We start from the raw sequence: 15,039 nt of genomic DNA, 5'->3' as shown, positions 1-15,039 counted from the left end.
CCCGAGATGTCCCGCATGCACCCACATAGACCGCCATGCGCCGCCGAAACGGCAACAGCATTTCCGCGCCCTGTAACCCTGCGGTCCTCGCCGGGTTTGGGGGCGTTGTCAGTGGCGCAGTGCACTATCGGGGTGGGAGGTGATGCGGGATGGTCCGGGCCGTGACGTACGACTGTGATGTGCTGGTGATCGGCGGCGGGATCGTCGGTCTGTCGACGGCGTATGCCATCACGCGCGCCGCGCCGGGGACACGGGTCACCGTCCTGGAGAAGGAGGCGGGCCCCGCCCGGCACCAGACGGGACGCAACAGCGGGGTGATCCACAGCGGGATCTATTACCGCCCCGGCTCCCTGAAGGCGCGGTACGCGGTGCGTGGCGCCGCCGAAATGGTCAAGTTCTGCGCGGAGTACGGCATCGCGCACGAGGTCACCGGCAAGCTGATCGTCGCCACGGAGCGCTCCGAGCTGCCCCGCCTGCACGGACTCGTCCAGCGCGGCAGGGAGAACGGCATTCCGGTGCGGGAGCTCGGCCCCGCGCAGATCTCGGAGTACGAACCCGAGGTGCGGGGGCTCGCCGCCATCCAGGTCGGTTCGACGGGGATCTGTGACTACGGCTCGGTGGCCCAGGTGCTCGCGGACGCCTCGGGGGCGGATGTCCGGTACGGGGCGGACGTCGTCCGCATCGACCGGCGCGAGACGCTCGGTGTCGCCGTTCGCACGGCCGACGGCTCGGTGGTGCGGGGGAAGGTCCTCGTCAACTGCGCTGGCCTGCACTGCGACCGCGTGGCGATGCTCGCCGGTGACGACCCCGGGATGCGGATCGTGCCCTTCCGGGGGGAGTACTTCGATCTGGCAAGGCCCGAGCTGGTGCGGGGCCTGGTGTATCCGGTGCCGGACCCGGCCTTCCCCTTCCTGGGGGTGCATCTGACGCGGGGCATCGGGGGCGGGGTCCACGTCGGGCCCAACGCGGTCCCGGCGCTGGCCCGCGAGGGGTACGACTGGGGTGTGGTGCGGCCTCTGGAGCTCGCGGGGACGCTGGGCTGGCCGGGGGCCTGGCGGATGGCCGGGCGGCACTGGCGGTACGGGGCGGGGGAGCTTCGGCGCTCCCTTTCCAAGGGGGCGTTCACCACCGCGGTGCGGAGGCTGCTGCCTGCGGTGACCTCTGACGATCTTGTGCCGGTGGCTGCGGGGGTGCGGGCGCAGGCCGTCCTGCGGGACGGGACGCTGGTCGACGACTTCCTCATCCGGGAGGGGGCGCGGGCTGTGCATGTGCTGAACGCGCCTTCGCCTGCGGCGACGGCTTCGCTGCCGATCGGGCGTGAGGTCGCCCGGCGGGTGCTGGCGTTGCTGTAGGGGCTCCCCTTTTAGCCCGTCCGGCGATTGAGGACGAACTCGGCGAAGCCGGTGATGACGGCACGTACAAGGCACATGGCCCCCGCGCCGAGCGGGTTCTCGGGAAGGGGTGGGGTTGGGGAAGATAAAATCCCCCCACTGTGTCTGAGTCGAACGCCACCCCCAAGCACCCCCACGCCCCCCGCCCGAAGGGCGAGCCCCGGTTCCCGCAGGGCCCCGCGCCCGACCCCGCCGGGTCCCACTTCGAGCGCCGGATCCGCAGCTTCCAGCCCCGCAGGAGCCGCGTCACCGCAGGCCAAGCGGACGCGCTACAGCGGCTGTGGCCCAAGTGGGGCCTGGACATCGACGGGCAGCGCACCCTCGACCTCGCCGAGCTGTTCGGCGGCGAGCGACCCGTCGTACTCGAGATCGGGTTCGGCATGGGTGAGGCCACCGCCCAGATGGCGGCCGACGATCCGGCCACCGGCATCCTCGCGGTCGACGTGCACACCCCGGGCCAGGGAAACCTCCTCGGCCTCGCCGAGCGGAACGGCCTGGACAACATCCGCGTCGCGAACGGCGACGCCGTCATCCTGCTCCGCGAAATGCTCCCGCCCGCCTCCCTCACCGGCCTCCGCGTCTACTTCCCCGACCCCTGGCCCAAGGCCCGCCACCACAAGCGCCGCATCATCCAGCCCGACTTCCTCGACCTCGCCGCGCCCCGCCTGAAGCCCGGCGCCGTGCTGCACTGCGCGACCGACTGGGAGCCGTACGCCGAGCGGATGCTTGAGGTGCTCACCGCGCACCCCGCCTTCGAGAACACCCAGGCCGACGGCGGCTACGCGCCACGCCCCTCCTTCCGCCCCCTCACCCGCTTCGAGGGCCAGGGCCTGGACAAGGGACATGTGGTCCACGACCTGCTGTTCCGCCGTGCATCCGGCCAGTAGGCCCGAGATACCGGAGATATCGGCCACGAGGCCTGAGACACCGTCGCGGCCCACCCCCGTCCCTCGTTAGGGTCAACGCGTGGCCACCAGTTCTCCGTACCCGCAGCCCCCGATGCCCCCCACGGGGCCCGCCGGGCTGCGGCACGCGCGCTGGTGGCAGCGGCGGGCGATACGCGCGGCCGCCCTGGTCACACTGCTCGCCCTGTCCGGCCTCGTGATCCTGGCCCTGGTCCGGGAACAGACCGGCACCCAGGGCTTCCTCGTCGGGCTCGGCCTCGCGACGCTGCCCGTGCCGCTCCTGGTGACCGCCTTCCGCTGGCTGCAACGGGTCCAGCCGGGACCCTGGCGGAACCTGATCTTCGCCTTCGCCTGGGGCGCCTGCGCCGCGGCCCTCATAGCGATCGTCGCCAACAGCTTCGCCACCCGCTGGATAGCCACCGCCACGGCCGACCCCACCGGCGCGGACAACCTCGGCGCGACGGTCATAGCGCCGATCGTCGAGGAGAGCGCGAAAGCCGCGGCCGTCCTGCTCGTCTTCCTCTTCCGCAGACGCGATTTCACCGGCATCGTCGACGGCGTGGTGATCGCCGGAGTGACCGCCACCGGCTTCGCGTTCACCGAGAACATCCTCTATCTCGGCAGCGCCTTCGGCACCGACCAGCTCAACGGCGGGACCGGGCTCGCGTCCGTGACGGCGGCGACCTTCTTCGTACGCGTCGTCATGTCGCCCTTCGCCCACCCGCTCTTCACCGTGCTCACCGGCATCGGCTTCGGCATCGCCGCGCTCAGCACCGACCGGCAGAACTGGCGCCGCGTCCTGCTCCCCGTCGGCGGACTGCTCCTGGCGATGAGCCTGCACGCCCTGTGGAACGGCTCGGCGAGCTTCGGGGACTACGGCTTCTTCGCCGTGTACGCGCTCTTCATGCTGCCGTCGTTCGGCCTGCTCACCTGGCTGGTGATCTGGACCAGGCAGCGCGGCCTGCGCATCGTGCGCGCGGAACTGCCCGCGTACGCGCTCGCGGGCTGGCTCACCGCGCCGGAGCCGTACGCCCTGGGCACGATGCGCGCCCGCACGCTCGCCCGCGACTACGCCTCGTACACGCAGGGCAAGGCCGCGGCGCGCACGGTCGCCCAGTACGAGACGTACGCGACCTCCCTCGCGCTCCTGCGGCACCGGGGGCGCAAGGGCCGCGCGGGCTCCGACTTCGTCGTACGGGAGCGGGAACTGCTGCACGCGCTGTGGGAGCGCCGCGAGGCGGCACGGCCCGCACTCGCCTACGCGGCGCGCGCGACAGCACCGGTACTCGTACCGATGCCGCCGCCGTACGGGTACCCGCAGCCCTACCAACAGCCCTATCCGCAGCAGCAGAACCCCTACGGATATCCGTACGCCGCCCGGCCCGCGATGCCCTACCCCGCGTACAACCCCTACCGGGGCTAGGCGGAAGCCGCCGTGAGCGTCGCCACCTCGGACTCCGTCAGTTCGAGCTCCCCCACCGCGAGCAGCGCGGGCAGCTGCTCGACCGTACGGGCCGACGCGATCGGCGCCGCCACCGTCGGCTGAGCCGCGAGCCACGCCAGGGCCACGGTCGCGATCTCGGCGCCGCGGGCCTGCGCGACCTCGTCGAGCGCGGCGAGCACCCGTCGGCCACGCTCGGTCTCCAGGTGCTTGCCCGCGCCCTCGGCCCGCGCGCTGTCGACCTGCGTGCCCGGGCGGTACTTGCCGGTCAGGAAGCCGGAGGCGAGCGCGTAGTACGGGACGGCGGCCAGGCCGGAGCGCGATGCGACCTGCTCGAGCGAGCCCTCGTACGTGTCGCGCGAGACGAGGTTGTAGTGCGGCTGCAGCGCCGAGTAGCGCGCGAGGCCCTCGCGGTCGGAGAAGTCGAGGAACTCCTGGAGCCGCTCGGCGGTCACGTTGGACGCGGCGATGGCGCGGACATTGCCGGACGTCACCAGGTCGTCGAGCGCGCCGATGATCTCCTCGACGGAGACGGTCGGGTCGTCGTAGTGCGTGTAGAAGAGGTCGATGTAGTCCGTGCGCAGGCGGCGCAGCGACTCCTCGGCACCGGACTTGATGGTGTTGGCGGAGAGACCCTTGTAATCGGGGTGGGCGCCGACCTTCGTGGCGAGGACGACGTCGGAACGGTTGCCGCGCGCGGCGAGCCAGTTGCCGATGACGTGCTCGGACTCGCCGCCCTTGTTGCCGGGCACCCAGGCCGAGTAGACGTCGGCGGTGTCGATGAAGTTGCCGCCGGCGGCGGTGTAGGCGTCGAGCACGGAGAAGGACTGCGCCTCGTCGGCCGTCCAGCCGAAGACGTTGCCGCCCAGGGCGAGCGGGAAGACGTCGAGGTCGGACGAGCCGAGCTTGCGGAGAGAAGTCATACGGAACTCAACGCCCATACGGACCGCAGCATTCCGCACAACTCATGCGCATAACTCGGAAAGTGGGCGTGCCGAACCGGCAGCCCTGACGTCGGGGGGTTGTCGCCAGGACCGCCGGAGTTCAGATGCTGCTTCAGAGAGGCTGCTGCAGAGCGGCGGTCAGAGCGACTGGCCCTTGCCGCGCAGCCAAGCCGCCGGGTCGACGCCGGTCGAGTCGCCGCCCGGGTGGACCTCCAGGTGGAGGTGGGCCCCCGTCACGTTGCCGGTCGCGCCGACACGGCCGATGACCTCGCCGGTGGTGACCTTCTGGCCGACGCTGACGCTCATCGACGACTGGTGGCAGAACCACAGCTCGGTGCCGTCGTCGAGCTCCAGGACCGTGCGGTAGCCGTACGCCCCCGCCCAGCCGGCCTCCTTGATGGTGCCGGAGTGGATGGCCTTGATCGGCGTACCCGTCGGAGCCGCGAAGTCCAGGCCCGTGTGGTACCCGGAGGACCACATGGAGCCGGGCTGACCGAAGGTGCCGGTGAGCGTGTACGAGCCGACGGGCAGTGTGTAGCTCTTCGCGAGCTTGGCAAGGCGCTCCGCCTCTGCCTTCTTCTTGGCCTCCGCCTCGGCCTTCTTCTTCGCGGCGGCCTTCTCGGCGGCGATCTTCTTCTCGGCCGCGGTCTGCTTGGCGGCGGCCTGTGCGGCTGCCTGCTTGACGGCGGCTTCTTCGGCCGCCTTCTGGACCGCGGCGTCCGCCTGGTCCTGCTGGTTCTCGGCCTGCTCCATGATGCGGGCCCGCAGCGCCTCGCCCGCGTCCGTGCTGCCCTGCTCGGCGTCGGCGGTGCTGAGACCGGCGGCGCTCAGCGGCGCGGCGGCCACCGCGACGCCGCTCTCCGCGGCGGCGGAGTCGGAGGAATCGGAGCCGTCGGATATCAAAGACCCCACGCCCGGGAGCGACTTGGCCTCCGGCAGCGAGTCCGTGACGGCCGAGAGGTCCGGCATCTCTATGGAGACCGGGGGCTTGCCGCCCTGCGCGGTGGCGATGCCGCCCGCGCCGACGGCGGCGATGACGCCTACACCGAGAACCGTGGAGCTGCGGGCGAGCCCGCCACCGCCCCGCTTGTGGACGCGGTGCCTGCCGCGGACCGGGCGGACGGACTCCTCGGTGGGATTCCATTCCTCCCAGGAATTGTCGTCGTACCCGCCGAAATCGTCGTCATTCGGTACATAAGTGCCTTGGGGGGCAGGGCGGTTGGACGCCACCGGGGCGCACTCCTTTCCTTCCTTCTCGCCTACCGGGTTAGCTGACGGGTTCGGAGCAGGAAGGTCTCCTACGAGCATCTGGCACGGATGCACAGATGACCGATTCACCCCAATTGGTGGTTCCCCGGCTCCCTTGCGGGATTAGGCGCGTGCGCGCGGAGCCGACTCGAGTGTCGGTTGGGACGACCGCGCTGCGTTATCGAACGTTAATAGACAGCAGGGTCGTATTCCAAGCTGTTCCAGTTGATCGTTAACGGATCTGGCCGGTACTTACCGGGACACGGAGGGCTGGAACGGGTCGAGTTGACCCCACTTCTTCACACACCGGAGCTTCACATCTCCTTGACAGTGCGTCAGTTGTTATGCGGAGTGGTGTCCTTCAGTCACGGCCCGTGACATCGATCTCCGTACGAGACGTGGCGTCACCCGTCACCAACGGCCGCCGCACCACGAGCAGCGCCATGTCGTCGGTCGTGCCGCCCCCGGTGTGCCGCCGCACTTCCTCGGTGAGCGTGGCGAGGAGCGCGTCCGGACCATTGGGTCCCGGGAAGATCCGGCCGCCGAGCCGGGCGGCGGGATCGTAGAACTCGCCCCGGCTGTCACGCGCCTCGGAGAGCCCGTCGGTGTGGAGCAGGAGCATCGCCCCCGGCGGGAACTCCGTCTCGTCCGCGCGATCCGGCCAGGCACCCAGTTCGCCCATCCCGAGCGGCAGCGCGGGCTCGGTCGCGGACAGGACGCACAGCCGCCCGTCGCCGCGCAGGAGCAGCGGTCCCGGGTGCCCACGATTGATGAGGCGTACGAGACCGTCGCTGTGCGGGATCTCCGCGAGGATGGCGGTGGTGAACCCCTCGAAGTCGTCGAGCCCGTCGCGCCGCGTGCCCTCACGCGCGAGGGCACGCTCGAGGCGCTGCGCCACCGCCTCCAGCGTGGCCTCCTGCTCGGCGGCCTCCCGGAACGCCCCGATGACGACGGCGACGGCCGCCACCGCTCCCATGCCCTTTCCTCGTACGTCGCCGACGATGACGCGTACGCCGTGCGGGGTGTCCTGAACGGCGTACAGATCACCCCCGATGAACGCGTCGGCCTCCGCTGCCTCGTACCGCGCCGCGACGTCGAGCCCGCCGATCCGGGGATCCGGCTGCGGCAGTACGGCGCGCTGGGCGGCCTCTGCGATGGAACGGGCGGAGGCGAGCTGTTCGTCGCCGCGGCGCACGACGCGGTTGATGAGGACGGCGAGCACGGCGACGGTCACCACGGTGAACACCTCGGTGATGGCGTCGACGTCGGTGCCGGTGTTGGTCTTGAAGTGCAGGCCGAGCACGGCGACGGAGGTACCGGCGCCGATGAGGGTGGTGCTGAGCAGCGAGTAGAAGGGGGCGGCGACGAGCGGGGCGGCCGCGAAGAGGGGCGCGGCGGTGAACTGGGGCGGGGTCGAGATGTCGTAGACGATGCCTACGACGATGAGCAGCAGCGGAAGCGCCCGTACGAACGCCCGCTCGTGCCTGACAGTGGGGCTCTTGCTGTGAGCCCCGCGCGGCCGCTTGCCGGGACCTCGACTGCCAAGGCGTCTGCTGCCAGGGCCTCGACTGCCGGGACCCCGGCTCGCGGACTTGCCGCCCGCACGCTTGCCGGCGCCCTCACGCTTGCCCGCGCCCTCGCCCGCACTCGCACCCTCTCCCTGCCCCATGCCCGTCACCCCCTCCCCCTGGCCGCCGCTTCCTCCTCGCTGCCCCACCGGTCTTCTCCTGCCGAATCCCGCGGCCAGGACCAGATCCATGACCGCGCTCGTCCAGGGTTCCCGGAGCGACGGCGCGGGGCGACCGGTGTGGGCCGACCGGGTTAGCGCCGGCCAGAGGCCCCTAGGGCGTACCGACCGGCTGCGGGGCGAGGCGCCCCGTCCGGGAGAGGCCGCGCAGGGCGAGCGCGCAGATGGCGCCCAGGGCCGCGAGGCCGAGCCACAGCACGGCGGGCGCGGACCGGGTGGCGCCCAGGAGGGCGCCGGTCGCGAGGTTCCCCGCGGTGATGCCGATGCCGCACACCGTGTTGTAGAGGCCGTAGTGCGTGGCCACCCACCGGTCGCCGGACAGCGCGACGACCGTCTCCATCTCGAACGGGTAGAGCACGGCCGTCGCCCCCGCGAGCCCCGCCGCGCACACAAGGAGCCCCGCGACCCCGACGTACCCCGATCCGCCGAGCGCGGGCGGCAGGAACGACGCCCCGAGCAGCCCGAGCCCGGCGACCAGACACTGCTCCCGCGTCCACGTGCGTCGGCACAGGTCCGTGATCCGCAGCTGTCCGACTAGGGCGACGAGCCCCGAGACCACGAACAGCGCACTCGTCGCGACGGTCCCCCCGGTGCCGTCCCCCACAAGGCGCTCCACCTCCAGGGGAAGCGCGAGATAGACCTGGAAGGACAGGACGTACGACCCGGTCATGGCGAGCGAGAAGAGCCAGAAGGACCGGTTGCCGAGCACCACCCGCCACTGCCCTCTCTCCTGCCCCTGCTGCTCCTCGGCGGCAGCCCGGTGCCGTACGGGAAGCCGCAGCACCTGCACCGCCGACAGCACGGCGAACAGCGCCGCCGCGACCGCGCACGTCACCCGGAAGTCGATCCCCGTGAGCGCGAGCCCGACGAGCGGGCCGAGCAGGATTCCGCCCTGGTAGAAGACGTTGAACAGGGCGAACGCCTCGATGCGCCGCTCCTCGTTCCCGGCATCGGCGGCGACGTACGCCCGTACCGCCGGATTGAAAAGCGCCCCCGCGAGGCCGGTCGCCACCGACGCGGCGATCAGGACGGGCAGCGTCTGTGCGAAGGCGAGCGCGCCGAAGCCGATGGTGCGCAGGGCGCAGCCCGCGACGATCAGGGGCTTGTAGCCGAAGCGGTCGGCCAGTGCGCCGCCGACCAGGAACATGCCCTGCTGGGAGAGGTTGCGTACGCCGAGCACCAGGCCGACGGCCCAGGCGGCGAGCCCGAGGCCGCCCGACAGATGCGCCGCCAGGTAGGGCATCAGCATGTAGAAGCCGAGGTTGATGGTGAACTGGTTGACGAAGAGGAGCTGTACGGCCGGATCGAACGCACGCGCCCGGCGCCAGACGTCACTCACTGGACGCCACCCGTCTCCATTTCGAGCCCGATTTCAGGTCCGATTTCAGGCCCGCTCACCGGCCCGCTCACCGGCCCGTTCACCGGCGCGCACCGGGACCGCCGCCGCGGACACCACCGCGACCATCCGGTCACCTGCTCCCCAGGACCCGCCACCTCCTGCGGGGCGGACGGCACCGCACCACCCCCCAACAGGCCGTGCCCCGCGCAGAACTCATCGCTGAACACCGTGTCGAAGTACCGCTGCGGCCCGTCGGGGAAGACCGCGGCGATCCGTGTCCCGCGCGGCCGGGTCCGGGCCAGCCAGCCGGCCACGAGCGCCACCGCCCCCACGCTCCAGCCCCCGGTGGCGAACTGCCGGGCCGCGAGCCGCCGGGCCGCGTGCACGGCTTCGGCAGGACCGACCCAGTGGACCTCGTCGAAGGCGTCGTGGTCGACGTTCCCCGGATGGATGGACGAGCCGAGCCCCCGCATGAGCCGGGGCCCCGCAGCGAGCCCGAAGATCGTGGAGGCGACGCTGTCCACGCCCACAAGATCGAGACCCGGCAGGGCCCCGCCCCGCAGGGCCCGCGCGATCCCGCCCGAGTGCCCGCCGGTCCCGACCGCGCAGACGAGCACGTCGAACTGGCCGAGCTGCTCGACGAGTTCAGCGGCGAGGCCGCCGTAAGCCGCCGGATTGTCCGGGTTGTTGTACTGATCCGGACACCACGCCCCACCGTCCCTCTCCGCGGCCCCCTCCCCCAGGACCGCCATCAGCTCGCCGACCCGGTCCACCCGCGCCTGCTGCCACCCGCCCTCGCCACAGGGTTCGCGTACGACATGCACCCGCGCCCCATGGGCGGCCAGCATCCGCTCCACGATGGGTTCGAGGCCCGGGTCGGTGACGACGTGCACGGGATGCCCCCAGCGCACCCCGGCGAGCGCGAGGCCGAGCCCGAGCGTGCCGGACGTCGACTCGACGATGGGCGCGCCGGGCCGCAGATCGCCGCGCGCCCGTGCCCGTTCGACCATGTGGAGGGCGGCGCGGTCCTTGATCCCGCCGAAGTTGAAGCCCTCCAGCTTGGCCCAGTAGCCGCGCCCGCCGTCGGGGGACGGCTCGTCGATCCAGAGCACGGGTGTGTTCCCCACGGCGGCCGCCGCGGGCTGAAGCTTGCTGATCATGTGCGTGATGCCCTTCGGGCTCTCGGGTACTCGGGACGGGGGGACGCGCACGCTCCGCACCCGTCAGTTCCGGTCCACCCCGATGGCGACGAGAAGCCGCTGCCCCGCGAGCGGCGGCCCGGCCCGCGTCCGCGCGCACCCCGCCCGCCCGCTTCCCCCGCCGCTCCCCCACCCGCTCCACCGCACGAACGGCCACGCCGACGCCCGTCCGCCGCCCCCGCGCTCGCCCCGCTTCCGCTCCGCCGACGCCCCCACGGCCTGCCGCCCGGCACCGGCGTGCTCCGCGTGACCCGCTCCCGGACAGACGTGGTGGGCCGGAGCGACCACGCTGGTTCCCGCGGGGGCGAGACCGTGGTGGCCGTGGCACGCGCCGACGAACAGCGCACAGGCGGCGAGCAGCACCACCGAAAGCACGGTTCGCAGACGACTCATAGTGACCATGAAACTACGCACCGCACGCACGCTTACGCAAAAAACACCGAAGGCCCGGATCCATTACTGGATCCGGGCCTTCGGTCTTTAGTAGCGGGGACAGGATTTGAACCTGCGACCTCTGGGTTATGAGCCCAGCGAGCTACCGAGCTGCTCCACCCCGCGCCGTTGAATGCAACTCTACGCCATCAGGGGGAGTGAAAGCGAACCGGCTGAGAAGCAGCCGGAAAGACGCCGGAAAGCGGCCGGGAACCCGCGGCGAACGAGGGCGACGCGCTCACGCGTTCTCGGCATGCGTCAGCGTCTCCCAGGCCACGAACAGATCGTCCGTCCCCTCCGGCCGCCCCTTCCGCGTGAGCTTCTCCGTCTCCGGCAGGTCGAGGTTCAGCCGATCCCGCAGGTGGTTGAGGCCGACCTCGGTGTCGGGCCCCATGTCGCGCTGCACCTTGCCGCCGCACAGCCACTGAGGCGCTTTGGCGCCCAGCTGGTACTTGGAGTGGAACTCGAGCGCGGCCCGCAGCCGCTCCTTGACCTCGCCGTACAGGTCCACGCCCTGATGCCAGGCGGTCTCGGCGATGTGCGCGGTGGCCGCGAGCGAGTAGCTGGCGTGCTTGAAGTTGCGGCAGGTCTCCTGGGAGAGCCCGTCGGCGAAGGTCTTCTGCCCGAACCAGTACTTCTGGAGCTTCTCCGGGGTGTTGATGTCGCTGCCCGCGGGCGAGACGGGCAGCGGGCCGTCCGACTTCATATAGAAGTAGGCGGGCACGCGGGTCCTGAAGTGCGTCACCGCCTTCTCGAAGGACTCGTGGTCGTCGAGGAATACGGCCATGCTGATGGTCGCGTCGGCCATCAGGAGATCCCAGTTGCCGTTGAAATCGGCAGAGCCGTCGCGCACTTGGGGCAGATAGGCGTTGCGCAACATCCGCTCGAAGCGCAGGAGTTCGCCGTCGCTCCAGCCGTCGTAGGTGTAGCGCACGGCTTCGGCGGCGCGTGCCCACGACGAGGCGGCCCAGGCCGTCTGGAGACCCGCGTTGGCCTCCGTGTGCCGGGTGATCACCTCCGACCAGGCGTCCATGATCTGCACGGCCTTCTTCGCGTGCGCGCGCTCGCCGGTGATGTTCCAGAGGAGGGCCTGGGTGTACGCGGCGATGGCGTCCTCGCGCTCCTCCACGCAGCCCTGTCCGGGGCGGGTGTCGGGCGGGCACTCGACGACGGCGTACGGCTTGGCCTTGTAGTCGGCGGCGCCGTACTTACTGTCCCGCATCCGCTCGAACGCCGTCAGCCAGGGCTGCTCGCGCGCCTCGACGTGGGCGCGCACGCGCTTCAGCTGCGCCTTGCTGACGAGCACGCCGGGGTGCTCGAAACCCTGCTCGGCGGGCCGCGCCCGCTCGGTCGCCCCGTCGCTGCCGCCCCCGGACCCTCCGCAGGCCGCCGAGACCCCGATCAGCAGCGGCACGAGCGCCATCACGAGAGCCCGTCGTACGGAACCCATTCGGGAACCCATGCTGTACCTCCGGATCGGCCACGTGGCAGGCCAAGCGTCACCCGGGGGGCGCGGGGGCGCAGGTGCGGCAGGGCCGTTCGGGCGAGGGGCGGCCCGGGGACGTCTCGGGTGGCGTCTCTGGTGACGTCTCTGGTGACGTCAGCGCACAGCGAGTGCCCTGCCGCCGCCGTACTGAGCGCCACCCGCCCCCAAGTACGCGACAGGCCCAGGTCAGAAGCTTCTGAACTGGGCCTGATTCGTAGACCGTTGCTGGGACAGAACGCGGACATTCTCAGGACCACTTGAGGATCAAGGCAGCCCTAATGTCGGAGGTGCCAGCAGGAGACACACACCACCACCACCGAAAGACCCTGGAGATCCTCATGCGCTCGCGTCGTGCCGCCCGGTCCACCCGCCTCGTCCTGGCCGCGGTCGCGGTGACGGCCCTCGCAGCCACCGCCACCGCGTGCGGCCCCGAGGACACCACGAGCGCCGACTCCTCCACGGCCCCCACCGCCGACAGCGGCAAGACCGAGAGCCCCTCCAAGGACAGCGCGTCCAGCGGCTCGAGCTCCGACTCCGGGTCCGGCTCCAGCGACTCCAAGGACAAGACCGGTTCCGGGACCGGCGACGACAAGAAGAGCGGCTACGGACAGGCCTGCGGCACCAACGACCTGACCTTCACGCTCACCGAGGAATCCCAGGCCGGCGGCTACTACCTCGTCGCCGCCAAGGCCAAGTCCGGCATCAGCTGCTACCTGAACGTCAACACCCCCAGCGTGTCCTTCGGCTCAGACGCCGACGGCGCCGCCTCCCCCGTCGGGCAGGGCGGCGAAGACCCCATCAAGCTCAGCGGGTCCGCCACCGCCTACACCGGCATCAGCCCCAAGACGACGAACAGTGACGGCGGCTTCCAGTTCGAGAGCGTCATAGTCTCCGTCACCGACGCGGACCCCAACCCGGCCGAGCTCAAGCTCCCCGAGACCGCCGAGGTCGAGAAGCCCATCGTCACCAACTGGTCCACCAACAGCGCCGAGACCGTCCCCGTCATCGCCTGACCCCGGAAACTGAGCAGCGCCCGAGCCGACCAAAGTCGACTCGGGCGCTGCTTAGCAGGTCAGAGGGGTTTTCCCTCTCCCCGCATGCGGTAGACCGTGTGGGACTCGAACCCACAACCAATGGATTAAAAGTCCACTGCTCTGCCAATTGAGCTAACGGTCCGTGCGGACGCACCCCCCGAGCATAGCCGGACAGGCCGCGCCGTCCGATCGGGTATCGCCTCCTTGGCCCGTCGCGGGTTCCGCGACGGGCCGCGGACGGCAATGGGACCGTCAAGGATCGGTCGGATCCGGGGCCCCTCGCCGGGCCGCCTCGCGGGCCGCCGTGCGCGCGTGGTCCGGGTTGAGGAACCAGTGCCTGGCCGACGCGAGCCACCAGGTCCAGGCGAAGCCGAGGACGGCCAGGACCGCGATCGGGGCGTAGTTGAAGGTCTCCCAGGTGACCGGCGAGACCTGCGGCAGCATGAAGAGGACCGTGATCACGCCGACCCAGGCCACCGCCACGATGCCGATCGGACGTGACCAGCGGCCCAAGTGCCAGGGCCCGCGCTCGAATTCCTCGCCCTTGCGGAGCCGGAGCAGGGTCGGGATGACGTAGGCGATGTAGAGGCCGATGACGGCGATGGACGTCACTGCCGCGTACGCCGTGACGTTGATCAAGTAGGGCAGGCCGAGGACGAGCGCGCCGATGGCCGCGAGCCAGACCGCCGCGACGGGTGTGCGCGTACGCGGGTTGACCGAGTGCCAGATGTGCGAGAACGGCAGCGCTCCGTCCCGCGAGAAGGCGTAGATCATCCGGGAGTTGGCGGTGACGGACGCCATGCCGCAGAACAGCTGTGCGCCGATGACGACGAGCAGGAGCAGCTTGCCCGTGGTCGCGCCGAGTGCGTCCAGGAGGATCTGGGCGGGCGGCGCCCCCGTCGCCGACTCGCGGGCGCCGTCGTACGACTGGATGGCGAAGGTGAAGCCCAGGAGCAGCACGAAGCCGGCGATCCAGGACGTCCAGATGGAGCGGACGATGCCCTTGGGTCCGGCCGTGGACGCGTCGTGCGTCTCCTCGGTCATGTGCGCGGAGGCGTCGTAGCCGGTGAAGGTGTACTGGGCCATCAGCAGCCCGATGAGGGCCACGTACAGCCCGCTGCCCCAGCCGGTGTTGTTCACGAACTCGGTGAAGACGAAGGACGCCGACTGGTGCGAGTCCGGCGAGAAGGCGAGCGCGCCGACGATGACGGCGACCCCGAAGACGTGCCACCAGACGCTGACGCTGTTGAGAAGACCGACGATGCGCACGCCGAAGGTGTTGAGCAGGCCGTGGAGCACGAGGATCGCGGCGAAGAGCAGGATCGTACGACCCTCGGTGACCTGGAAGTCGAACTGCAGATTCAGGTACGCGCCCAGGAACGAGGCCGCGCCGAAGTCGATGCCCGCGGTGACGGCGACCTGGCCGAGCACGTTGAACCAGCCCGTGAACCAGGCCCAGGCGGCAGCCGTGCGGGTGGGCGCGAGGCGGTGCGCCCAGAAGTAGAGCCCGGCCGATGTCGGGTAGGCGGAACAGATCTCCGCCATCGCGAGACCGACGAACAGCGTCATGAGGCCGACCCCGACCCAGCCCCAGGTGATCAGGGCGGGACCGCCGGTGTTCATGCCGAACAGGTACATGGTGAGGCAGCCGGACAGGACCGAAATGATCGTGAACGAGACCGCGTAGTTGGAGAACGCGGACATGCGGCGGGCCAGGACCTGGGTGTAGCCGAGCTGGGCGAGGCGTTCCTCGTCGGAGCCGGGCGATGAGGCAGGTGGCGGGCCGGTTGGTGGGCCGGGTGGTGGTGGGTTCATGCACGAGCGTTGCCCACGGCAGGGACATGACACACGTCACGTTTGGCATACGACAGCG

At 70.9% G+C, this 15,039-nt stretch carries 12 protein-coding genes, 2 tRNA genes and 1 riboswitch; of the genes, 4 read left to right on the top strand and 10 right to left on the bottom strand.

What is annotated here, in order from left to right; translation table 11 throughout:
- Window positions 1-149: 149 nt before the first annotated feature.
- From lhgO to ACWFRJ_RS36110, 3 genes are all read left to right on the top strand, one after another.
- Window positions 150-1,352, top strand: a complete 1,203-nt coding sequence (gene lhgO / locus ACWFRJ_RS36120) for an L-2-hydroxyglutarate oxidase (protein ID WP_453540860.1) — start codon at window positions 150-152, stop codon at window positions 1,350-1,352.
- A gap of 140 nt (window positions 1,353-1,492) precedes the next feature.
- Entirely contained in the window at window positions 1,493-2,278 is a 786-nt protein-coding gene (trmB, locus tag ACWFRJ_RS36115) for a tRNA (guanosine(46)-N7)-methyltransferase TrmB (RefSeq protein ID WP_453540857.1), read from the top strand.
- A 79-nt stretch (window positions 2,279-2,357) separates the two neighbouring features.
- The gene (locus ACWFRJ_RS36110; protein WP_453540855.1) at window positions 2,358-3,719 is read left to right on the top strand and encodes a PrsW family intramembrane metalloprotease; all 1,362 of its coding nucleotides are present in this window, start codon (window positions 2,358-2,360) and stop codon (window positions 3,717-3,719) included.
- On the opposite strand, the gene ACWFRJ_RS36105 is transcribed toward ACWFRJ_RS36110, so the two are convergent.
- The 8 genes from ACWFRJ_RS36105 to ACWFRJ_RS36070 form a co-directional block, all read right to left on the bottom strand.
- Window positions 3,716-4,660, bottom strand: coding sequence for an aldo/keto reductase (locus ACWFRJ_RS36105; RefSeq protein WP_453540852.1), 945 nt, complete (start codon window positions 4,658-4,660; stop codon window positions 3,716-3,718). The two genes, ACWFRJ_RS36110 and ACWFRJ_RS36105, sit on opposite strands and share 4 nt — an antisense overlap.
- Window positions 4,661-4,819: 159 nt before the next feature.
- On the bottom strand, window positions 4,820-5,911 hold the full coding sequence (locus tag ACWFRJ_RS36100; RefSeq protein ID WP_453540850.1) for a M23 family metallopeptidase: 1,092 nt from the start codon (window positions 5,909-5,911) through the stop codon (window positions 4,820-4,822).
- Between the two features lie 11 nt (window positions 5,912-5,922).
- Window positions 5,923-6,069, bottom strand: a riboswitch (cyclic di-AMP (ydaO/yuaA leader).
- A 221-nt stretch (window positions 6,070-6,290) separates the two neighbouring features.
- Window positions 6,291-7,598 (bottom strand): PP2C family protein-serine/threonine phosphatase, encoded by a 1,308-nt coding sequence (locus ACWFRJ_RS36095; RefSeq protein WP_453540847.1) that lies wholly within the window; start codon window positions 7,596-7,598, stop codon window positions 6,291-6,293.
- Window positions 7,599-7,770: 172 nt separating this feature from the next.
- On the bottom strand, window positions 7,771-9,015 hold the full coding sequence (locus tag ACWFRJ_RS36090) for an MFS transporter (RefSeq protein WP_453540844.1): 1,245 nt from the start codon (window positions 9,013-9,015) through the stop codon (window positions 7,771-7,773).
- Window positions 9,012-10,175, bottom strand: coding sequence for a PLP-dependent cysteine synthase family protein (locus ACWFRJ_RS36085; RefSeq protein ID WP_453540841.1), 1,164 nt, complete (start codon window positions 10,173-10,175; stop codon window positions 9,012-9,014). The genes ACWFRJ_RS36090 and ACWFRJ_RS36085 overlap by 4 nt, the downstream gene beginning before the upstream one ends.
- A 63-nt stretch (window positions 10,176-10,238) precedes the next feature.
- Window positions 10,239-10,607: a hypothetical protein gene (locus tag ACWFRJ_RS36080; protein WP_453540838.1), complete on the bottom strand. Its 369-nt coding sequence runs from the start codon at window positions 10,605-10,607 to the stop codon at window positions 10,239-10,241.
- Between the two features lie 91 nt (window positions 10,608-10,698).
- Window positions 10,699-10,772 (bottom strand) — tRNA-Met (locus ACWFRJ_RS36075).
- A 112-nt stretch (window positions 10,773-10,884) separates the two neighbouring features.
- Complete coding sequence (locus ACWFRJ_RS36070) at window positions 10,885-12,108, bottom strand: alginate lyase family protein (RefSeq protein ID WP_453540835.1); 1,224 nt, start codon at window positions 12,106-12,108, stop codon at window positions 10,885-10,887.
- Between the two features lie 362 nt (window positions 12,109-12,470).
- Here ACWFRJ_RS36070 and ACWFRJ_RS36065 point away from each other — a divergent pair, with 362 nt between their 5' ends.
- On the top strand, window positions 12,471-13,145 hold the full coding sequence (locus ACWFRJ_RS36065; RefSeq protein WP_453540832.1) for a hypothetical protein: 675 nt from the start codon (window positions 12,471-12,473) through the stop codon (window positions 13,143-13,145).
- Between the two features lie 90 nt (window positions 13,146-13,235).
- Here ACWFRJ_RS36065 and ACWFRJ_RS36060 read toward each other — a convergent pair.
- Both ACWFRJ_RS36060 and ACWFRJ_RS36055 read right to left on the bottom strand, forming a co-directional pair.
- Window positions 13,236-13,308, bottom strand: a tRNA-Lys gene (locus tag ACWFRJ_RS36060).
- A 110-nt stretch (window positions 13,309-13,418) separates the two neighbouring features.
- Window positions 13,419-14,981 (bottom strand): amino acid permease, encoded by a 1,563-nt coding sequence (locus tag ACWFRJ_RS36055; protein ID WP_453540829.1) that lies wholly within the window; start codon window positions 14,979-14,981, stop codon window positions 13,419-13,421.
- Window positions 14,982-15,039: the final 58 nt, after the last annotated feature.

This window comes from Streptomyces sp. NPDC055239, assembly GCF_053606205.1.
The sequence above is the reverse complement of the archived record's forward strand: the minus strand, read 5'-3'. Positions and strand labels throughout refer to the sequence as shown.